Source organism: Paraglaciecola mesophila KMM 241, from assembly GCF_000315015.1.
Taxonomy (GTDB): domain Bacteria; phylum Pseudomonadota; class Gammaproteobacteria; order Enterobacterales; family Alteromonadaceae; genus Paraglaciecola; species Paraglaciecola mesophila.
The window spans coordinates 87,826-110,156 of record NZ_BAEP01000023.1 but is presented as its reverse complement, the minus strand read 5'-3'; the positions used below and the strand labels follow the sequence as shown (position 1 = coordinate 110,156).

Annotated in this window: 18 protein-coding genes and 1 pseudogene; 12 read left to right on the top strand and 7 right to left on the bottom strand. The window is 43.1% G+C overall.

From position 1 onward, the window contains the following. Window positions 1-14: 14 nt before the first annotated feature. Complete coding sequence (locus GMES_RS22010; protein ID WP_006991591.1) at window positions 15-1,184, top strand: HupE/UreJ family protein; 1,170 nt, start codon at window positions 15-17, stop codon at window positions 1,182-1,184. A gap of 47 nt (window positions 1,185-1,231) precedes the next feature. On the opposite strand, the gene GMES_RS05445 is transcribed toward GMES_RS22010, so the two are convergent. From GMES_RS05445 to GMES_RS05420, 6 genes are all read right to left on the bottom strand, one after another. After that, window positions 1,232-1,738: a hypothetical protein gene (locus tag GMES_RS05445; protein ID WP_006991590.1), complete on the bottom strand. Its 507-nt coding sequence runs from the start codon at window positions 1,736-1,738 to the stop codon at window positions 1,232-1,234. A gap of 160 nt (window positions 1,739-1,898) precedes the next feature. After that, on the bottom strand, window positions 1,899-4,490 hold the full coding sequence (locus GMES_RS05440; protein ID WP_006991589.1) for a restriction endonuclease-like protein: 2,592 nt from the start codon (window positions 4,488-4,490) through the stop codon (window positions 1,899-1,901). Window positions 4,491-4,575: 85 nt separating this feature from the next. Further along, on the bottom strand, window positions 4,576-6,807 hold the full coding sequence (locus GMES_RS22785; protein WP_006991588.1) for an McrB family protein: 2,232 nt from the start codon (window positions 6,805-6,807) through the stop codon (window positions 4,576-4,578). 12 nt (window positions 6,808-6,819) lie between these two features. Beyond that, window positions 6,820-8,112, bottom strand: coding sequence for a DNA cytosine methyltransferase (locus GMES_RS05430; protein ID WP_006991587.1), 1,293 nt, complete (start codon window positions 8,110-8,112; stop codon window positions 6,820-6,822). Further along, entirely contained in the window at window positions 8,102-8,335 is a 234-nt protein-coding gene (locus GMES_RS22995) for an HVO_A0114 family putative DNA-binding protein (RefSeq protein ID WP_006991586.1), read from the bottom strand. Before GMES_RS22995 ends, GMES_RS05430 begins: the two co-directional genes overlap by 11 nt. Window positions 8,336-8,891: 556 nt before the next feature. Then, window positions 8,892-10,652 (bottom strand): class I SAM-dependent methyltransferase, encoded by a 1,761-nt coding sequence (locus GMES_RS05420; RefSeq protein ID WP_006991585.1) that lies wholly within the window; start codon window positions 10,650-10,652, stop codon window positions 8,892-8,894. 667 nt (window positions 10,653-11,319) lie between these two features. On the opposite strand from GMES_RS05420, the gene GMES_RS05415 reads away from it, so the two are divergent. The 3 genes from GMES_RS05415 to GMES_RS05405 all read left to right on the top strand — a co-directional run bounded on the left by GMES_RS05415 (window position 11,320) and on the right by GMES_RS05405 (window position 14,028). After that, window positions 11,320-11,634: a helix-turn-helix domain-containing protein gene (locus GMES_RS05415; protein ID WP_039986680.1), complete on the top strand. Its 315-nt coding sequence runs from the start codon at window positions 11,320-11,322 to the stop codon at window positions 11,632-11,634. Between the two features lie 12 nt (window positions 11,635-11,646). Next, window positions 11,647-12,885, top strand: coding sequence for a type II toxin-antitoxin system HipA family toxin (locus GMES_RS05410; RefSeq protein WP_006991583.1), 1,239 nt, complete (start codon window positions 11,647-11,649; stop codon window positions 12,883-12,885). Between the two features lie 276 nt (window positions 12,886-13,161). Next, the gene (locus GMES_RS05405) at window positions 13,162-14,028 is read left to right on the top strand and encodes a hypothetical protein (protein WP_006991581.1); all 867 of its coding nucleotides are present in this window, start codon (window positions 13,162-13,164) and stop codon (window positions 14,026-14,028) included. 70 nt (window positions 14,029-14,098) lie between these two features. Here the strand turns inward: GMES_RS05405 and GMES_RS05400 are convergent, their stop codons facing one another. Continuing rightward, window positions 14,099-14,857: a sulfite exporter TauE/SafE family protein gene (locus GMES_RS05400; protein ID WP_006991580.1), complete on the bottom strand. Its 759-nt coding sequence runs from the start codon at window positions 14,855-14,857 to the stop codon at window positions 14,099-14,101. A gap of 432 nt (window positions 14,858-15,289) precedes the next feature. On the opposite strand from GMES_RS05400, the gene GMES_RS05395 reads away from it, so the two are divergent. The 8 genes and pseudogenes from GMES_RS05395 (at window position 15,290) to GMES_RS05360 (ending at window position 22,326) form a co-directional block, all read left to right on the top strand. After that, window positions 15,290-16,486, top strand: a complete 1,197-nt coding sequence (locus GMES_RS05395) for a hypothetical protein (RefSeq protein ID WP_006991579.1) — start codon at window positions 15,290-15,292, stop codon at window positions 16,484-16,486. Then, on the top strand, window positions 16,486-16,905 hold the full coding sequence (locus GMES_RS05390; RefSeq protein ID WP_006991578.1) for a hypothetical protein: 420 nt from the start codon (window positions 16,486-16,488) through the stop codon (window positions 16,903-16,905). The genes GMES_RS05395 and GMES_RS05390 overlap by 1 nt, the downstream gene beginning before the upstream one ends. A gap of 205 nt (window positions 16,906-17,110) precedes the next feature. Beyond that, window positions 17,111-18,311 (top strand): annotated as a pseudogene (locus GMES_RS05385) (porin). Then, window positions 18,311-18,730: a hypothetical protein gene (locus GMES_RS05380; RefSeq protein WP_033185047.1), complete on the top strand. Its 420-nt coding sequence runs from the start codon at window positions 18,311-18,313 to the stop codon at window positions 18,728-18,730. Before GMES_RS05385 ends, GMES_RS05380 begins: the two are co-directional and overlap by 1 nt. A 267-nt stretch (window positions 18,731-18,997) precedes the next feature. Then, the gene (locus tag GMES_RS05375; RefSeq protein WP_006991576.1) at window positions 18,998-20,197 is read left to right on the top strand and encodes a hypothetical protein; all 1,200 of its coding nucleotides are present in this window, start codon (window positions 18,998-19,000) and stop codon (window positions 20,195-20,197) included. Then, entirely contained in the window at window positions 20,197-20,613 is a 417-nt protein-coding gene (locus GMES_RS05370; protein WP_006991575.1) for a hypothetical protein, read from the top strand. The genes GMES_RS05375 and GMES_RS05370 overlap by 1 nt, the downstream gene beginning before the upstream one ends. Before the next feature lie 97 nt (window positions 20,614-20,710). Beyond that, window positions 20,711-21,910: a hypothetical protein gene (locus GMES_RS05365; RefSeq protein ID WP_039986675.1), complete on the top strand. Its 1,200-nt coding sequence runs from the start codon at window positions 20,711-20,713 to the stop codon at window positions 21,908-21,910. Next, the gene (locus GMES_RS05360) at window positions 21,910-22,326 is read left to right on the top strand and encodes a type 2 periplasmic-binding domain-containing protein (protein WP_006991573.1); all 417 of its coding nucleotides are present in this window, start codon (window positions 21,910-21,912) and stop codon (window positions 22,324-22,326) included. Before GMES_RS05365 ends, GMES_RS05360 begins: the two co-directional genes overlap by 1 nt. The last annotated feature ends 5 nt before the right edge of the window (window positions 22,327-22,331 follow it).

The window sequence follows — 22,331 nt, the reverse complement described above, 5'->3', positions numbered from 1 at the left end:
AGCATTTGCAAAGCATGCAACTAAACAAACACATGGGGCGTGCCACAAAATGGCTCGCTACATTATATTTGGTCATATTCGTTTTTGCGCCCCAAGCACAGGCGCATTTACTCAACATGACCCGCATCACACTCAACCAAGTTGACGCGCAACACGCCGAGCTAGACATATCAGTCGACCTCACCCGAGAAACCGGCAGCAGCGAAAGCTACTATCAGCTATCTCGTATTCAAGCTCCCCTTAGCGATCCAAATATAAACGCGCTGGCACAAAAGCTAATATCAGCGACGAACATCACACTTGACGAACAACTACTGAATTGGCAACTGGCGCAAGTCGATTTACCGAGTGATATATCAAAAAGTGAATTTATGTCAGATCTCAATTGGCCCATGACACGCTTTCTATTCACTGCAACCCTGCCCACTACAGGCGAAGACTCACCAGCAGAACTAAGCGCCAAATTTACGGGTAACTTCAGCTTTGAAGAGCCCATAGCAATCAGTATTAAACAAACATCAAGTGGCCGCAGCTTGAACCGCTGGCTGGTGCGCGATCAACAAAGCCCATCCTTCGCATTACAACCTGACAAATTGCAGCCAAAAGCCCGCGACCTACATAGCGATACCACCAGCGAATGGCTACATTACATGTGGCAAGGCATCATTCATATTATTCCCCAAGGGTGGGACCACGCCCTCTTCGTGCTCGGTTTGTTTTTGGGGATCACTCGAGTACGCTATCTACTCATTTGGGTTACCGGCTTCACCATTGCCCACACACTCACCCTTGGCCTAGCAGCGTTTGGAGCGATCGCCATACCAGCAAGTATCATTGAACCAATTACCGCGTTATCGATTCTTTGGGTCGCAGTTGAAAACATTTTTTGGCGGCCTAGTGCATGGTGGCGCCTCGCCATCGTTATTACTTTCGGCTTAATTCACGGGCTAGGGTTCGCCTCAGCATTAAGTCAACTCGGCCTACCATCACAAGGTTTAGTGTTAGCCCTAATCAGTTTTAATATCGGCGTTGAACTAGCCCAACTCGGCATCATCCTCGTGGCGTTTTTACTGCTCGCTAACTGGCGCAACCACCCAAAATGGCAATCAATGATAGTCACCCCAGGCTCCACGGCTATCGCATTAGTCGCAGGCATTATTTTATGCCAGCGCCTTTGGGGGTGATAAAACCCGAGCGCCATTTTCAATCATGGGTGTCTTGATAAACGATTTTAATCGACTAGGTTCAACTTGCCGGTCTTATCATTCCATCTAGCGTTGAATGCCTTTAGCTCTCGCTTGCGAATTTTTGAACATGCCACAAAGACTTTCATGTTTCCGCTGTTGTATAAACACTGGGGAGACTCTTTAAAATAGCGCTGCCATGCTAATTTTTTCTTCCCATTGAAATTAGCGTAATTTGAGATCTGAACATTCATAGTTTGTGGATAACGTTTTTGCTGATAGCTGCTAGACGAGCGGTAAATTGACAATTGTCTGCTATCACTAAAGTAAATCGAGTTAGCATTACTGTTTGATTGTTGGTCGTTCTTATCATCTCGTAAGCAAGCTAAAAATTCGTTTTTAGCCTCGCGATGTCGTTCTCTTCTTCTCTCCGTCACTTTTTCTTTGAGCTTCTTATTCCAGAAATCTGCTCTCTCCTTTTCGGAGTCGCACTTTGCACTCACATTTGCGCTGGTTACAACAAATACGATCAAAACCGACATTAACAATTTCACTCAAATACATCCTGTAAACAACCTTGAGAAAGTCGATTATGTCAGCTTTAAGGACAGCATCAATGCTAAATACGGTAAATTAAGTGTCCGGAAAACATGATTGGTATATTTTCAAAAAAAATTTCTAGTTACATAGGTGTGCTTATAATTTGTAAAACTATTACACCAGTGCCTTTTCATATACTCTTTGGACCTCGGTAAACTTAGTTACTCTCTCTAGGCGAGTTAAGGTTGTGAGTTTCATCGAGTTTTTCATTGGACGATGTGGCACATTGGTCACTGGCGTTTGCAGTGAGAGAGGTTTGCCTAGCTCAAATAAATAATACAAATCAGCAGAGCCTGATTTCTTACCCGCCTGATCTTCGGTAATGGCGTACCGTGGTAACAATGTGACTCGTTTAACAGGCCAAAGTTTGTCAATTTGCTTGGTTGAACTTTGGGTGTCAGAGGTAGACGCCAACGCTAAATAGCGAATTTCTTCGGCAATATGCTGCTTAAATTTCTGCAAAAACGTACTTTGCGGCAGGTGATACCACTGCGCTGTGCCTTGCTCAAATTTTTCTAAGTAGCCAGTGTCACGGCCACGTTGTCCACCCAATGCCACTGTCATAGTCAAATCAGGGTACAGCACTTGGCGCATGCCATAATACGGTATGCGTGCAGCTTCTTGTACGTAGAGCCTGTCCGCCATACCGCCCACAGGATACATCACCTTATTGCCTTGCCCTGTTTTTGCATTCGGCGCTGTGCCAATTTGCGCTTGCAAAAACTCTAGCAACCACTGGTGACCGGAATAACTGCTCTTAATCTGGGTAAGATCAGTTTGACTAGACTCACTTTGGCTAGGTAAGAGGGCAAATGCGCCAATACCCACTTCCTCTATCGCGGCTGCGTAGGGGTTGGGTGTTGTGGCTTGATCAAAAAAGCCCGGATATAAAGCAAACGCACCAAAAACCGGGCGGCTTTTTTTAGCTGGTTGCCCTACGATTGAACCGAATGAAGACTCAGACAAGCGCGGCTCTGATAGGCGAATCAAAGCATCCCGATAACGGTGCATTTGGTTAATGGCATCGTCTGGTACATAATCAGTACTTTCGACGTCTTCATTGCTATCATCAAAGCGACTTTTTTCGGTTTTGATACGGTACTTGGCATCAAATAACCAAATAAACTGCTTATCTTCTGATGAGCCTGCTTTTGTTAAATGGGCGCTTTTAGGCAGTGTCACTTCCAACACAATATCTGGCTCTTGGCTAACCAAGTAGGAGCGGATTGATTTTCCTTTTTTGGTAAATATCGGCTCGTGTGCCAGCCTAGCGGTCACACCATCGCTGCGTTCAAAACGAAAGGCACCGGCAAAACCATCTTTAAGTTGGTACTCAAAAAAGTTATTTTGAGTGAGCTTCGTCGCACTGTTTTCCACCAATTCAAAACCGAGATCGTGCTCTAAAATCTGTTTCAGACACAAAAAGCACCACACTTCATATATCTCAGCCACTGACTTCATTGAAATGCTCGACTGATTGCCAAACACATCTAAATAAAATTTCAGCTCCTGCCAAATACGATACACCGCGCTGTAACCGTTTTTTTGCTGTAGCACTAACGACTCACGGTTTAACCCTGTGTATGCACCCACCTCTTTTAAAAAACTTTGACCTAACACTTTTTGCAGTGGCTGCTGCCAACTATGTAGCTCATTTAAAAATGAATCCGACAACCGTTGCCGCTCTGGCGCTTGGTTACTTTGCCTAAGCTTTTGTTCAAATTCCGCTAATTGCCGCTTGCTTTTACTCACCGCCATTTTGATAAAGCGGTTCTCAGGGGTATCGACACTCAGTTGCTTTTTTTCGACTGCGTAGCGTTTATCGTACTGGCCATTTGCAAAGTCTTGCTTTACTTGCTCGGCTAATTTATGCGGCAAACGGCCTTTTAATTTGGCGGCTTTAATATTAGCCACTGTGGGTTGCAAACGGCTATGCGGTACGGCACAAATCACTTTTAAGCCTTGTTCAAAACGCTCCCGTAACGCGGCAAAATTAGCCAACCACATGAGAGGAAAATGCCCATGATGCTGGCTGGTTGCTGCGTCTTGTTCAGTTTTTTCTACCAAACTAAAGCGCCAAAGTGGATAAACTTTGTCGATGGCTTGGTACATAGCAGGCAAGTCTTGGTGCAGTGCCATTTTGGTTGGCAGTACTTCAAACGCAATATGTTGAGTCTGTGTTTTGCCATTCAGCTCAAAGGTAAGTGGCAAGCGCAACCAACCCACATTATTGCCGGTATTGATGGTGCCGGTTAAACGTGCAGGCACCACGCCCCTTGCGGTTTTTGTTTCGGGGGAAAAACGAAATGCCTTATTCACGCTTTGGCTGCGATGGGTTAACCGCGCATTCGTTACTTCACTAAAAAAGACCCACTCAAACTGGTACTGAGTATTCTCAAAAAACAGCGGGGAATTTAATGTCAGCTCAGCGTGTTTCGCTAAGCCATTGGTAACAAGGTCGTTTTCGGCTAAGTCACTTTCATCTAACCCGCTTTTTAATAAACCACCTGCAACAAGCCCTGGCGGTTCAATAGTGTTATTCAGTTCAGCCGCAGGCGCAAAGCGCAATTCGTAGCTAGGTTGTGCATGATTAGCGCTCGCTCTGTGCGCCATTGTATTCTGGTACACGCTCAACCGCTGGCTAATATCATTCGCCCAAACCAAAAACTCAAAGTCGGGGGTGTGTAATCGTATTAACTCTGGCATTCCCTACCACTCCTTACACCATCGCTGTACGGGTTCTGCTTATGGGTTGCATTCATTGCAAAAAGCATCAAACAAAACCAACCCATTAAGGCCAGAAACTAGTGAAGGTGGCGCTGGCTAATCGATCGCTCATCCATTGCAACTTAGCTTTTGAACGGCAAGGTATATGCAGTACTTTTTGCTCATCCGTAGCACCATCAGCCACGATTTTCTCGCGATATAAGTCCGGACGTTGATTTGCTTCGCCTACTTCAGGCGCCAACCAAATGGGCGCTAACTGGTCTGCCAGCACAGCGCTAAGTTCTTCCAGCAAATTCTTGCGATTTGATGTAGTCAGTTTGTCGGTATCGCCTTCAATACGTGGCAAAACCTTACACATCATAAAGTCGTCCCATACGGCTTTTAAAGTCAGGTCGTCTTGTGGCTGGCTGCTGGTAACAGCAAGCAATAATTCATTAAGCGCGCGAAAGGCCAATTCAAACGGTGTGCTTTTTAGCACCGCATTAACGGCCGATAAAAACGCTAGAGTTTTAGCGCCATCTGCATCAAAGGTATTGGCCAAATCCGCTTTACAGGCGTTTGACCAAATAGGATAGCTAAGACGCTTATTACAGCAGGTAGGGGTGAAAAAGTCGTGATAGTCGTTAGGGAAAAACGCGCCAAAATCAAAGCTTATTGCACGGTCAATCACTTTTCGTGAAAAGCCATGGGTGGTTTCATCCATATTCACCGTGCCGGCGACCAGTAAGTTAAACGGAATGCCTAAGCCATATTGGCAAATACGTGTCCACAGCTCATCGAATTGCGCACCATCAAAGCCTAGCGCTTCGCGTAGCTTTTCTTTATCAGCGACTTCTTTAATGGCGGTGGGTTTTAATAAGGCATCACTGCTGTAGGTAAAGCTGTCACCCGTCCAATCCCATTCGCGAGTTTCTAGCACCGATAAATAATCGGCAAAATACTGCTCTACGGGGGCTAGATTCATTTCATCCAAACACAGCCAGTAAGGCAATACCTTATCTAGCGCATCCCGCTCGCCTGTTACTACTAATCGCTCGCCTTGATCTTCGCTATCTTGAACCTCAACGTTTAGACCGCAATCAGCAATGGCGCGCCAAGCTTTAGCAATAAACTGCAAAACTTCGGTGGTGATATATTCAGCTTTCCCGTCTTTTCCAAGGCGAGAAATATAACCAAGCAAATCGCTTGGCTCATGCCAGTCGGGCCGTACCGAGGTTAAACAATAAGTTTCAGTAAACTGGCCAGAAGTTTTTGCTTGTTCACGCACAAAACGAGTTTTACCTGTACCAGAGATGCCAGCGAGAAGGAGGAAGGGTTTGGATAAAATCGTATATGAACTGGAATGCTCTTCAGCCAAGAACTCAGCTAATTTTTTGCAAGCTGAACTATACATAGAATTACCACTTTTATCGGCTTGCAACCATTCAGCTACTTGCTCAAGTTCCCTTAACGCCTTTAATATTTGTTCAGAGTCTAATTGATAAAAGCTAAGTACATTGGCGGTGATATTACTTATGAACCTGTCACAATACGCGATTCCTGCTCCTGAATAAGATGATGCCGTTTTTTCAGACAAGCCTTTACTCAGCATCCATGACTTAAATTTGTCTTTAATCGATTTAACAACCAAATCAACATTAAGTTTTGGACTTCCATCCGTAAAAGACAAGTCAAATTTTTGTATAAAGTCAAAATCATAAATTGATATTATCTTTTTTATTTCCGTAGCTGCATACAGTGTCTGCCCAAAAGGTGCACCACTCAAATCTCCCGCTTTTTTCTTTACAAAAGAGCCATCAAACTTGATGGTTAATGCTTCTTGAGTCCCGCCATAACTTAATAACAAATCAGCTTTTGTTACGTGACTGGTTTGATTAAAATCTGATTCATCAAGATCCGCTATGAATAATGATTCGAAAATATCGCTTGGAATTAAACTGGATTTTGATTTAAGTTCGGCAAAGCTATCTAGCCAAAAAAGTGACTGCATAACTTTATTTGCAGAAACTTTATTTCCTCTGAGAAAGTAATCTTTCACTTGATCGACCCAATCATTTGTGAGCAGTGCAAACCAGTACTTATCTGAGTATGACGACTGTGCATCAGATAGATAGAAAGCATCATCTGCAAACTCTGAAAACCGCTTCATATCTGACTTTAGATAAGAACCATTTCTCTTTCTTTCTACAACACATATCAAAAGCAACACTAATCCCATGAATGTATCGGGCTTTTTTATATTTTGTTCAACATAGGTTCTTGCTTCTCGGATTTTATCTAAAGACAAGTATGTCATAATAATCAGTCCTTAATTTTTTATAATATTTTCAATAATTGCTTGAACAACATTCACTGTGACTGAGTTACCTAATTGCTTATAGGCTTGTGCTTTAGATACTCTGAAATGAAATTCATCTGGGAAGCCCTGAAGACGTAGCGATTCAGTTACAGATAGTTTTCTCTGGATATCCCATAATTTGGGGACACGATTTGCAATAATCGTGGGTGCATAAGTTTCTAAGCTAGCGTAAAACGCTTCTTGTATCTGAGTTTTTGCAACGTCTCCGACATGAAACCTTAGCGAACCGTCAGCTTTCAAAAATGAAAATACTCCATGTCTCCCCTTTTTCGTGTGAGGTTCATACATTGAGTTGTCGTGCTGAACTCTTTCCTGTTTATGATAATTATCAAAATGATATTTAATTCTTTCTTTTTCAAAATCTGTAATAGATAAAGATTGGTCATCTTCGCTTAAATTAATTATATCTTTAAGTTTAGTTTTCCTATCTTTTAAATCTGGAAATGAAAAATCAGTAATACCTAGATCCTTTCGAATAGCAACACAGTACCATCTTTCACGATATTGAGGCACACCATAATCGTAGCTATTCAGAATGGTCCAATAAGGTTCATAACCTGCTTCCTCTAAAGCTTTGAGCGCTATAAACATAGTCTCCCCTTTGTTATGGGATTTAAAACCTTTCACGTTCTCTAAAAGGGCAAACTTAGGTCTTTTTTTCTCCAATATTCTCAGAACATCGAAAAATAACGTGCCTCTTGTTTTATCCTCAAAACCTTCGCAGCGCCCTGAATAACTAAATGGTTGACAAGGAAACCCCGCCAGCAGTACATCATGATCAGGAATATTTCTTTCTTGAATTTTTGTTATGTCACCAAATGGGTGCTCTCCATGATTGTATGAATATGTATTTTGAGCAAAAGAATCGAACTCAGAAGAAAAGACACAAATCCCTCCATTGGATTGAGCTCCCAGCCTTATCCCACCTATCCCAGCAAATAAATCGATAAAGCGAAATTTATTATCACAATCAGGTTTTAGCTTTAAAACACCAAATACCTCATTAAAAAACGCGTCTCGTGTTGTGTATAAACCACGTAGTTTCAACTGGCTAATTACACTTTCTTTAAGCTTCTCTGGCTTGCTGATATCTGGGTTACAGTAAAACTGGCTATCGGTTGCAATGGCGTGTAACCATTGATCGATTACCGCTTCAACGTCACTGTCTTGTGGTACATGCTCAAGTGCTAAGGGCTTAATAATTTCTTCTGCTTGTAAAAGGACGATAGTTTTATTGTTCATTATTAACTACTACTAAAAATTTTAGATGGATGATTGTAGGGCGAAGCATGTTTTTGTGCTTTGCATTCCAAGCAAATTGTACTTGCCCAATGTTTTCAGTGTTCTTGACACATTCACTCACCGCCCGACCGGTAAGCGTGGCTAGCTCCGTCACTGATTGCGGCTGATGCTCGGCAATTACTTTTAACAGTTGCTGGTTTTCTTTCGACAGCGCGTTAGCCACGGATTTCAGCGAATCAAACCAGATGTCACGGGGTAATCGGGTTCGGGGCTTTGCCCTTTAATCCCAATAACGCAGCGCAATTGTTTTGCGTTTTTCATTGTTTACACAAGTACTGTTCTCGCAACATTTCATACACCCCAGCTCGGATAAACGGTGCAATGCTAATTAATTATGAAACTAACAAGTACCCTTGTTTATTGAGCCCTTCATTTTAAGTCCAGCGCTCAGTCAATCAAAAGACTGTACGCTTATACATAAGCGGCACATCTTATCAACTGCTGATAATAGAGCAAGGATATATTCCGTATAGTACGATAACACTAGCTTTGCGCTAGTAGCAGGCCACAAACATTTTCTCGGTATGATCAACGTTGGGCGTGATACCAAGTCCAAAATATTTTTATTAGCAGCAGTTAATAATTAATAAGCCGTCTTGGTTAATTCATTGGTAAGAAATCTAATAATACGATCCGTTGGAAAATTTCGATGCCTGTAAGCAGATAGGGGCTCTTTGGGAATTGTGGAAAGCTTCAGTGACTGAAAGCTATTATCCACCCTACCACTCACTCAATTGCTGCATATCCTTCAAGCGCCCTCTTTGTAGCAGTAGGGCTTCAAATACATCATCGATAGAGTCGTTTTGTGCGCTGAGTCCCGGGAGTGCGATATTCGCTTCGGCGAAGAATCGTTGTTTCTGGTTGTGACTATTGTCGTTTAACCACGCTGTAGCCCACCAGTGTTGCATACGCTCTTTGGCGGCATTGAGTCTTTTTTCCGAGGGTAATTTATCTCTTTTACTATTGTTCTCTTTACTGTCGCTGGGCACTAGGTTCCATAAATCATTATTTGGCCAGCGGGAAAAAGGCATACTGTGATCGATGTCGTATTCATGTTTCAGGGGTTTGGCTGACCAGACACATTGCATCTGTTGGGTGGTCGCAAGTGCGTCGAACCGTTTGCGTACGTCTATCGTTGAGCGCACTGGCTCTTCCCATTTTAATGCTTGGTACAGCGCGTGTTGTTTGTATGGTGAATTGAAGCGTTTATTGCCTTGGTAGCTGGCCATGGTTTTTGCCCATTCGCAGACTAATACGGGCTCTATCCAACAGGCATATCGGCTAAGCGCTAGCCAAGTTGTTTCAGGTAATGAGAACTCGCCCCACTTAGTTAGGGAATCTAAGTCGAGAAATATACTGTCTTTTGCTCGAACTGTTTTGGCGTCTACTTCAAACACCTGAGTATCACTGTTGGGTAGCGTAATGTGCGTGCATGGCATGTCTCTTATATTTTGCGCACTGGCCGTGAGGGTTCGGTATAACGCTTTCGCGTCAGCACCGATAAATAAGTTACCAATACGAAAATCAGCTGAGGTTCTGTGAGTTAGTTGCCTCCAGCCGTCGTCTTTCATAAAACCCATATTGGGGCTTTTATTCGGCGTTTGAAATAACCCATGATAATCGATTAAATCTTTGTATTGGTGTACCCAATACAAAGCCACCAATCCTAGCGGCAATATGACTCTGTCACCGTTTGCAGAGGTTTCACGCCTTAGTACCGCACCGGCATGGCCATCAGCAATTCTTAATAAGACTCTTAACAATGCCAATTTGTGCGTAGCAGATTTGCCGTCATTAATAGCCACATGGCGTATAAACGGGAAGGCACCTGTGCCATCGTCTGGCATTTGCAATACAAGGGTTTGCCAGTAAACACCATCACGCCCTAGCTGGTCTTCTGAGTTTTGCGCTTCAAACTTGGAGAACAAACCCAGGTTTTGCGCTAGTGCCTCTACCTCTTCAACGCTGACGTCGAACATTTTCCTTTCATGCTGCTCTTCGGCTGTCATACCAAATTTCAGCGATATAACGATTTTACCGCCGGGTTTAAGCAAATTGGCTAGTTTTCTTAATGAGCGGCTTCTTTGAGTAACGGGAATGTGCATCCAAACAGCACTGAGTAATATGAGGTCAAAGCTAATTTCTAAGCGGGTGGTTTTATCTAATGCGGGTAATGAATCTTGCAGCCAATGAACATTTTGCCCTTTGGTTGTAGCTTGCCCTTTTTTCAGCATTTGTATTGCGGGCTCTACCGCATATACACGGCACTGATTGTCACTTTGATATTTTTCGGCTAGCAGATTGGCGATATGACTAACATCTCGGCCAACACCTGCCCCAACATCAAGAATGCTCGCATTGGGTTTATCTAAAATAGCAGGTAAATAGTGAATCCAGTTTTCGTGCACTTGGTCAAACGACAACGATAAATATTGCGGCGCGATTTCTTGAACTTTACTGTTGTAATAATCGTTAGACACATTAATCCTTGTGACACATCAACTGGCTATTTTTACGGCAGTGCGAATTTCATAATATCGCTGAGGGTAAAATACTTAAAGTGTAAGCACAGGCAACAGCTTGAACTTTACGTAACAAAATGTACCCGATGCAAAATGATTTGTCTTTCTTAGTTATACCAATTCCAATAAACAAGCAATCTGTATAAAGAACACTTACCTCAGGGTTTTCAGTACGTTAAAGGAGTAACAACACTGTGGTTCTTTTCAATTTTTATTTCTCGATTGGGTTATTTGCTGCTATTGACGCAGTAGCCAGATAAAGGCCAAGCCCTTGCTGCTGCCTAAAGGTATTGGTAGGTACCTACTCAATTTTTTCAACGATGCCCCAAGTAATAAAAGCGTTGCGGCCAATTTTGAGTAATTGCTAAGTACCGTGAATCAAGGCCCTGCCATACTGCCCCGAAATGCGCGAGGGATGGTATGTGATCTTATTGATAAGGACTTGTTTGGGTAAATTAATGATGTTAAACCCCATAAACATGAAACTATAGTTTCACAATTTTACTAAAAAAGTAATTTTAGTTTCATATGCAGACAATTGGGAGGGTCGATATATCACTTTCTTTAATATTAAAATGAAACTATAATTTTATAAATTACGGATTAAAGAAAATATAGTTTCACTATGAATGCTATTAAATCAAAGACAAAGCGCTCTGCTGTCGTTTTCCCAAAACACAAAAAGGTATTAAGCATCTTGGGCGAAAACTTAACTCTGGCGATGAAGCGACGCGGTATTACCCAAGAAGTGATGTACAGTAGAACAGGGATATCTAAACCGACGTTACGAAAAATCTTAAAGGGTGACCCTTCCGTTTCGCTTGGGCACTACGTCAACGTTTTAGCCTCCCTGGGCCTAGTAGACGACCTAACTAAAATCGCATTTGATGACGAGCTAGGAAGAAAGCTGCAAGACATCCAATTGCTGAATAAAAAATAAGAGCGTCGCATTATGGAAATCCACGTTTATGCTTATTGGACTGAATCCACTGACCCTATGTTAGTCGGCACATTACGCTCGTCTGAAATAAGAGGAAAAGAGCATTTCAGCTTTAGTTATGATGAAAAGTGGTTAGCCTCCGACTATGTTCTCCAGATTGATCCTTCTCTAACGTTATTCGTTGGAGAGCAACATGCGCAGAGCGATAAAAATTTCAAAGTATTCCTCGATTCATGCCCTGATCGATGGGGGCGGTTGCTGATGCAACGTAGAGAAGCCGTTATCGCTCGACGAGAGAAACGACGAGCTAAAAGTTTATACGAGACAGATTACTTGCTGGGCGTTCACGACTCATTTCGCATGGGTGCACTGCGCTTTCGCACATCATTAACAGGTCCATTCTTAGACGATAATCATGAGCTATCTGCGCCAGCAATAACCAACCTACCCGAGCTATTACAAGCTGCAAATAAAATAGAAGAAAAACCAGATTTAGATAATCCAGATTATCTAAAATGGCTCAATATGCTGATTTCACCGGGTTCATCATTAGGTGGAGCCAGACCAAAGGCATCGATAAGAAATCACGATAATAGTTTGTGGTTAGCCAAGTTTCCCAGTCGTCATGATGATTACGATATTGGCCTATGGGAGTTCGTCGTATACCAAATGGCGATTGAGTCAGGCATCGAAATGGCAGAGTCCAAAGTTGAAGCCATTGGCAGACATCATATTTTTTTAACGAAAAGGTTCGACCGCACCGATTCAGGGAAACGGCTTCACTTCAGTTCCGCGATGACTCAGCTAGAATACTTTGATGGGCAGGATGATGGTGCAAGCTACTTGGAACTTGCAGAATTTCTCATACAACACGGCTCTAATACTCAGCACGATCTTGAACAACTTTGGACAAGAATGCTGTTTAACATCATGGTCTCGAATTGCGATGATCACCTGAGAAATCACGGATTCATTCTGCAGCCCACTGGCTGGCGGTTATCTCCAGCCTACGATATCAACCCCATGTTATATGCCACTGGCCTACACCTTAATATTAATGATGTGAGTAACGCGCTCTCGATAGGCTTGGCATTTGAGGTTGCAGAGTACTTTCACGTTAATGACAGTACCGCCAATAGCATCCACCAAAGATTGTTAAATACTGTCTCAAAGTGGGAAAACCTTGCTCAACAAGCAGGTATCAGCAAAGAGGAAAGAGAGCTGTTGAGGGACTGCTTTATACTCGACTAGAGCGGCAAACACTTCTATGCCAGTGTGGTCGAGGTTCATCAGCATTAGAACCGCAGAGTTTCGTTTACCCTTTGTACTGCGCGGAGCACGCAATACGGGAACACCTGAAAAATTAATTATTCTTATTTTACATTGGCACGCAGTTTAGAGACCCTAACTCAAGCGCTTGTTTGATAACGGATTAACACACTCAGCATTTTCAGATACAGCACATCTTTAAATGCTCTGATGTCTTGCCGGTATTACTGTTCAGTACGTTAAAGGAGTAACAACACTGTGTATCTTTTCAATTTCTATTTCTCGATTGGGATATTTTCTGCTTTTGTGTTTGTGGGCTATTGGTGGCTGTACAAAGACAGGGTCGATATTCCCGCGTCACTCAACCTGATGCTGATTCGAGCGACTGCCTATATCTTTGTGTGGCCTGTGTTGTTCTGGAAGTGGTTTAAAAGTGAAGACAAAACACGTTTTATTACTGAACCAGAGCTTGTTGCGCCTGAGCAAAGGCCAGTTGACCCAAACATAGTGAAAAACAGCGCGCGCAATGCCGAGCGTGAAGCCCAAACATTGCATCAAGAATGGCTCTCATTTGTAGATACACTGCCCCAGTGTGGCTCGCATATTATGTACAAGGGCACAGATATTTACGGTGAAAGGCTTGATGGGCGTTTTATTTTTGAAACCGCTGATTTGCTACCCTTGGTTTTCGATAAGCTAAACCCTAAGCCGGTTTCTTTCGATGATACCGACAGCGCAAACGACAGCCTAGATGCTGAGTGCGAGGCGAGTGACGGCGAAGCTGAAATTGACTCGCAAACAAGCAGTTGGGTAAACACGCCTAACCTCCCAAACACTCAAGAGCATTATATTCATCGCTGGCTGCGCACCTACGACCCGGCGCTTTTTGTGTGTAACGTGGTGCCCACTTCGTTTGACCGTTTTGAGTATATCGCCGCCGATATGATTGAAGCGGGTAAAGGGCAAGTGCATTGTAAAAGCTGTGACACGGTTTATGACGCGAGTGATATAAAAGCAGTGGATGGTGGCCAAGGTGGCTGGATTTTGGGCGAGCTGTATTGCCCTAGTGACCACTTATTAGCACGGCGCAAAAAGATTCATTTTATGCGCGCTCGCTCTAACTAACGATTAGTCCTATTCAGCATCGGAGCTAAGTTTAAAGCTGGGTCTAGATCCAAGAAGTCAAAGTGTTCGATTATAAAAACAATACCTCAATCGCTTGCCACATCAGGTTAAGCGATAACACAGATAGCACAATTTGCACTAAACGCTGAAACTTTGCGGCGGGTATTTTGTGTAGCAATTTTAGCCCTAACCATGTACCTAAGGCCCCTGCGGCGATCATAGCAACAACTAAGGGCAACCATTGCCAAAACGCGAAACCAGCCACACCGTAAACGACGGCTTTTAGGGTGTGTTGCATGGTCATGCTGGATGAGAACGTGGCGGTAAAACGCATTTTGTCGTAGCCCTTAGTATGCAAGTAGCTACCGACTAATGGCCCACTTGCGCCCACGAACATGGATAAAAACGTGGTGATAAGCCCAGCCATTGTTTTCCCAAAAGGGCTTGATTCTTTGATACGAGGTTTTTTGCCCCACAGTAAAAAAAGTACAAACCCGCCAACGGCGAGTTTCATCCACTCCAGCGGTAAATCGTGCACCACAAAAGATGACACCAAGGCGCCAACCAAACCGCCTAACGCGAAATACATGAGCATATTTTTATCGATATACCGGAAGGTTAACAACATGCGATTGGCGTTTGAGCCAAGCTGTACCAACCCATGCACCGGGATTACCGCGGCCATTGGCATAAAAGATGCCATCGCCACCAGCAACAATAGCCCCCCACCGGCACCCATTGCAGCGGTTAGAAATGAGGTGAAACCCGCGAGAATAATTAAGAATAAGGAAAGTGCTGGGCTGACCAGCTCACTGCTAAAAAGCTCCATGTGGTTTTGCTTAAAACTGACATATTTGAGCGATAGCCTATCTTGAAACATCTATGGGCAACAGACGTTTTTTAAGCAGTTCGCAATAATCCGGCAAGGAACCTCAAGGTCTCAGACACCATTTTTTCTGAAAAAAATGTATTTCAGCCTAGCACTTTAGACTAATACAACATGTATTAACGCTTATGAATTCCTTCACTCTGCCGATGTAGATAATTGAAAATAAAAGCTTCTTCACGCCGTGCCAGCCTTAATGTTAGGGAAATATTGTCAACGTGGTAAAGTACCGATTTAACCACTCATTTCACTAAGTAAAAGGCGTTGACGCAGCTCGACTTTTCCTTCAAAAGAGTTTGACACTAGGCGATGCTCTAGTACTTTTACTGTAAAGATGTTTCATATCACAACCATAATGAGCTAATTATCTGCGTCATGAAAACAGCTAACATATTCGCATTACTTATTTCATTATTGCTCCCCGGCGTTGCGCATTACGCCGAAGCCGAAGAAGAAGATAAACTTAAGTTTTCCGGTTTTACCCGGGTGGTTTTAGGCTATTTGGACGACAAAAACGCTGAGTATGTTGGGTACGACAACAGCATAAGCTTTGATCAGCAATCACTTCTTGGGTTACAAGCAGATTACACCTTTAACGATCAACTATCCCTTACTGGCCAAGTTATTGGCCACACGGGTGAGCAACGCTCCTCAGGGCTAGAATGGCTTTATCTAACTTACACCCCTAGTAAAGCCCTGCGCATTAAGCTGGGCAAACAGCGCATACCTTTTTTTAACTACAGTGATAGTTTAGATGTTGGCTTTGCCTACCCTTGGCTAACCTTGCCCCAACAGTTTTACGACACGGCTTTTTTCTCTACATTCGAAGGGGTATTGGCTAACTACGAGTACGTTTTTGATAACTGGGTGATGAATTTCGAAGGTTATTGGGGTCGCTACGATGACAAAATATATTTAGCCAGCGGGGAAATTGACACCCAAGTGACTGGCTTATATGGCTTTAATACTAGCGCAGCATATAACAACTGGACGTTTCGGGCGGCCTACAACGAAGGTAATGCCAACCTCACCCTACCTGGCGCGGCGCAGTTTGTAGAAGTGTTGAATCAATTTGGCTTCAGCCAAAGCGCGGAAACCCTTAACCCAGATGGCTTGATACGCTTTTATCAATTGAGTGCCAACTACGAAAACCTTAATTACTTTGTTCGCAGCGAAGTAGCCAAAATGGTGGGGGAAAGCGGCCCTGTTCCAGACATAGACAGCTTTTATATTTCAGCCGGCTATAACTTTTACCCTTACACTCTCTACATTTCGTACGGTGAACGAGATGTTTATTACGATCATCCAGCGAATGAAATTCCGTACGGTATATCCCCCGATTTAGACGTGCTCGCAGCCACTTACGAGTCTGTACTTGCTGGCTTTCCGGATGATAAGAGCCAAGGGACAAAAATCGGCCTTCGCTGGGACTGGCGCTACAACCTAGCACTAAAAGGCGAAGTAACCTATGTACATGCCGACAAAGTCAGTAATGATTTTGCCCTAAAAGACTTAGGCAACTTCGATGGAAGTGCGGTCTTGTATCAACTTGGCATTGAGTGGGTGTTTTAATGAAAAAACTCCTCGCTCTATTTATCACATGCTGGCTGGCGTCAATCCCTTCGTTGAAAGCCGCCGAAGCAATTATTGTGGTGGCTAATACCTCTGATAAGTCCCTGCAACTGAATCGTCTACAAGTACGCAACCTTTTTATGGGTGGCGCTTTGCCTTATGACTTAGATGCCATCGCTTTACCACCGGAAAACCAAACGCGCGTTTTGTTTAATACCAAGGTGATCGGCCTTACAGAATCACGTATTCAATCCTATTGGGCGCAAATGCGCTTTACTGGACGTAAAAAAGCACCAAGAGAATTTAGCAACGAACAGTCAATGTTAGATTATCTAATCGATAATGCTGGTGCTGTGGGCTACTTGCCTGAAGGAATATCAGTTCCTAATGAGTTGACTGTTTTGTATACGGTTAGGTAAATTGTTACGGGCATATCTAAAAGGAGTATCCCTGATAGTTTATTGCGTGCATTATCAATGCAATGCGGGATTGAAAGTGATTTAATGGAATACGACTTAAAAAACGAACTAAAGCAATATATTAGTGTTTTTCATTACCGTTTTCGCAGTTAACCCCCCCAAGTGTAAAATAGTATAAAAATTTTAATGTAAGGGTTACCACCATATGGATCTTGTAGTATTGCGTGCTTCAGTGGTCTGTCTTTCATTTAGTCTGAGTACTTTTTTAGCCAGCGCAGCCACACCAAACCCGCTAGAATTTTCTGGTTTTGCCCGAGTGATAATGGGATACCTTGATGATGAGAATGCTGAGTATGTAGGCTACGACAACAGCATTAGTATCGACCAGCAATCACTTTTGGGGTTACAAGCAGACTATAGACTGAGTGAAGAAATAGCATTTACCGGGCAAGTCGTTGGTTACACAGATGATCAGCGCTCCTCAGGATTAGAATGGCTCTACCTCACTTACACCCCTAATAGCGCCTTACAAGTTAAACTTGGCAGACAGCGCATACCTTTTTTTAACCACAGCGACAGTCTCGATGTGGGCTTTGCTTATCCTTGGTTAACCCTTCCGCAACAAGTCTACGACACGGCTTTTTTCTCTACTTTCGACGGTGTTTTAGCTAATTATCAATTTACCTTGAATGATTGGCAGATCAGCTATGAGGGCTATTGGGGCAGGTTCGACGATGAAATACATTTAGATAGCCAGGATTTAGACACCCAAGTGATCGGGCTTTTTGGCGTTAACGCCAGTGTGAGCTATAGAAACTTCAACTTACGTGGTTCGTATGGTCAAGGAGACATTGATATAGAACAGGACGAGGCTACGCAATTCGCTCAATTACTTCGTCAATTCGGATTTACAAACAATGCTGACTGGTTAAACGCAAATGGGTTGCTGCAATTTTATCAACTCAGCGCTAATTACGAAGATTTGGATTATTTTTTACGCAGTGAAGTTACCAAAATGACTGGCGCTGGGGGGGCTGTTCGCTGATATCGATAGCTTTTATATCTCTGCGGGTTATAACTTTTACCCCTACACGGTATATATTTCGTATGGGAAAAAAGACTTACACTTTGAGCATCTAGCCAATGAGATCCCTTTTGGCGTATCACCTGAGCTAGATTTACTGGCAGCAACTTATCTTGGGATCTTAGATTTCTTCCCTGACGATGAATCAAAGGGAACAAAAATAGGAATTCGGTGGGATTGGCAGTATAACGTGGCACTAAAGGCTGAAATGACCTTTGTTGAAGCTAATAACGCCATCAGTAATGACTACGCCGTTAGGGATTTAGGTGGCTTCGACGGTCATGCTGTTCTCTATCAGTTTGGATTAGAGTGGGTATTTTAGTGAAAAAGTATCTTGCTTGCCTTGTTCTATGGTACTTCGTGTTTTCAACGGCTGCCCACGCTGCTCAGTCCGTCATGGTTGTAGCAAACACCGGAGACCAATCCATTCAACTTAACCGTCAGCAAGTGCGAAGCTTGTTTATGGGCGGCGTTATACCCTATCAATTAAAAGCTGTGGCGCTACCGCCAGAAAATCATACCCGAGTACTATTTAACACTAAGATAATCGGTTTAACTGAATCTCGAATTCAATCCTACTGGGCGCAAATGCGTTTCACTGGACGCAAACGCGCCCCTAGGGAATTTGAAAACGAAACCTCGTTGCTGCAATTCCTTTTGCGCAATGTTGGCGCGACAGGGTACTTACCTGCTGGCATGGATGTTCCGGAGCAATTAACAGTAATTTATACTATTCCCTAGCGGTGGTTATTGACTGAGCTTGCAATTGAGCACACCTTTCATGTCAAGATGGTACTTACCCCCTAATCACTCTTTCTTGAAGTATCATGCAACCCCCAACAATCAAAGCTTTATCAAAATTTGCCGTTAATAATGACACAACAATAAATTTGTCATCCTTTTGTATACTAGCTTTTCAGGCAAATTTATTTGATTCTTAACTCGTCTATAGTACTTTGTTCATTAGGTACTTTATTTAACCTTAAATAATAAAGGTCTTAGTTGAATATGCCTTGGCGATTATGGAATTTTGTATTGGTGTTCGGCTTGGCTTTACTTTGCAATGCCCATCCAATTTACGCGGAGACCTCGGATAAACTGCAATTTTCTGGCTTTGCCAGAGTTGTTTTGGGCTATTTGGACGATAAAAATGCGGAATACCTCAACTACGACAATTCCCTCAGTATTGATAATGAAAGTCTAATCGGGTTGCAAGCCGATTATCAGATGATGGATAGCCTGGCAGTAACTGGACAACTGATAGGTCACAGCGGCGAACAAAGAGACTCAGGTATTGAATGGCTATATTTAACTTACACTCCTACTAATGCCCTCAAACTCAAGCTCGGTCGCCAGCGCACGCCGTTTCTAAATTACAGCGATGTCATAGATGTGGGATACGCCTACCCCTGGGCGACATTACCCCAACAAACCTACCCTCGTCACTTTTTTTCAAACTTTGATGGGCTGATGGCAAGCTACGAGATACCAAGCACCTTATTTTTGATGAATATTGAAGGTTATTGGGGGTACTTCAAAGACAAAGTGGTCGTTTCAGAGCGCGAAATGGAAGCAAAAACGACAGGATTTCATGGATTAATTAGCCATATCAGCTTTAAAAACTGGAACTTGAGGGGCTCTTATCATCAAGGTACGACCAGTGTAACGTTAGATGATGTAACGCAATTTAGCGGCCTCCTCAGTCAACTGGGCTTCAGTCAGAGCGCTGATAGTTTAGCCACAACTGGGGTAACGGAGGTATTTCAATTCAGCGCTAATTACGAAACAGTAGATTACTTTGTTCGAGGAGAGCTGAATCGAATCAAGGCGGATTTTATTTTTGTACCCGATACAGACGGGTATTTTCTTTCTACTGGGTATAATTACTTTCCGTTTTCTTCTTATATTTCGTACTCGAAGAACACCACTGATTATGAGCAACCGGCCAGTGACATTCCGATTGGCCTTAGTCCAGTATTAGATGGGCTGGCTTATAGCTACTTGAATATATTTGAACAGCTACCGGTTAACAGTTCTGAAGCTTATACCCTAGGTACGCGCTGGGATCTTCAGCCAGGCTTAGCATTAAAAGGGGAAGTTAGTTTAATCAAGGGAGCTGACAATGAAAGCGCATTTTTTAATATTAAAGATACCGCGTTTGACCGAGAAGCTTTGTTGTATTTAATTGCGTTGGAGTGGGTATTTTGATGAAAATTCTGCTCATTATTGTTGGTTTTATCAGTTTAAGTGGAAGTATTTGTTTTGCCAATAATGCGATTACCGTTGTTGCCAACACACAAGACCGAGGCATGTTGTTGAGCCGCCATGAAGTGCGTAATTTATTTATGGGTACACGCCTTGGTTATAATTTTATTGCCATAACGTTGCCACCAGAAAACCAAACTCGTGTCATATTCAACACCAAAGTTATCGGCCTAACGGAGTCGCGTATTCAGTCATATTGGGCACAGATGCGCTTTACTGGCCGTAAAAAGATTCCCAGAGAAGTCGCTAGCGAACAGTTGATGCTTGAATACCTTCAGAACAACAAAGGAGCTGTGGGATACCTGCCCGCTAGCTTGACGCTACCCGATGACTTAACCGTCATTTATACCATTCTCTGAAACCTACGGGTTTTCATCAGGATACTAGTGGTATCCTATGTAGTGAGATAGTGAAAATGATATTTATTGCAAAAACGGAAAAATAGCCATTTACATCATGAAAAAGAGTATTTCAAATTCATTATTAGCTTGTGGACTAGCCAGCATGATCATCATGCCAACGGTGCAAGCAGAAGTATTAGATGATCTGGAGTTTTCAGGATTTGCGCGAATCGTTGCGGGCTATATAGATGATGAACATGCTGAATTTAATGGCTATGAAAATAAGGTAAGCCTTAACCAGCAATCGCTTATTGGGTTGCAAGTTGATTATCAGATTATCGATAATCTTTCAGCAACAGCACAAGTGATTGGGCGTACAGGGGATGATAACGATTCAGGTATAGAGTGGCTTTATTTAACTTACGCACCAACCAAAGCGTTAAGACTCAAACTAGGCCGACAACGTACCCCAGTGTTTAGTTATAGCGATTTTTCAGATGTTGGCTTTGCCTACAATTGGGTGTCGTTACCTCAGCAGGTTTATCAGCAGTTTTTGTTTCCGAACTTTGATGGACTACACGCCAACTATGAGCACATAGGTGAAAATGTATCATTGAGTGTTGAAGCCTACTTCGGTGAGATAGATCGGAAGTATATGTTTCAAGGTGACAGCTTGAATGTCAATGTTGATAACATCCACGGCATCGTCAGCACATTGGGTTATGAAAGTTGGACATTGCGCGCCTCCTATCACCGAGGAGACGTCGATGTTACCCAACAAGAATTGTCCGACTTTAGTGATATATTACGCGGAGTGGGATTTACCCAGAGCGCAGATTCGCTTACTAACGTAGGCGAGGCCGAGTTTTACCAACTCAGCGCTTTCTACGAAGACTTAGATTATTTCTTTCGCTCTGAGGTCACAAGATTAAGAACCGAGTTATTTCTTGCGCCCGATTCAAACGGTTACTTTGTCTCAGGAGGCCTGAACTTCTCCCCCTTCTCTATATACGCTTCAGTGTCCCGCGACACCAATAAATACAGCGCTTCAGTTTCGGAAATCCCTATTGGGGCCAACGCTCAACTCGATCAATTAGCTTTTGGCTACCAAGAGATTGTTAGTCTAATTGGCAGCAATAGCACTGTAAGCTACAGTATCGGAGGGCGCTGGGATTACAGGGATAATTTGGCGTTCAAAGCGCAAGCTACTCTGTTAAAAGAAAGAGATGGATACCATGGGTTATTTACCTATCGTGATCAAACTTTTGACGGCAAAGCCATGTTTTATCAGTTAGCCTTGGAGTGGGTATTCTGATGAAGACCTTATTTTTCTCTCTCATTATTAGCATTGTTATTGGATTTCCTGCCGCTGCGAATACCTCAATCGTTGTAGTGGCCAATACGGAAAACAAAGACATTCAACTGAATCGCCAACAAGTACGCAACTTATTCATGGGCGGAGCGCTCTCTTATGATTTAGAGGCAATTTCTCTACCTCCCAAGAATCAAACTCGTGTGCTATTCAACACGAAAGTAGTTGGATTAACTGAATCTCGAATTCAGTCTTACTGGGCTCAGATGCGATTTACCGGGCGTAAAAAAGCCCCTAAAGAAGTTGCCTCTGAGAAAGCAGTCTTGGAGTACATCAAAAGTCACCCAGGTGCCGTTGGCTACTTACCAGTGGGAGTTTCTATCCCTGACGAACTCACAGTGCTGTATAGCACACCTTGAATAAC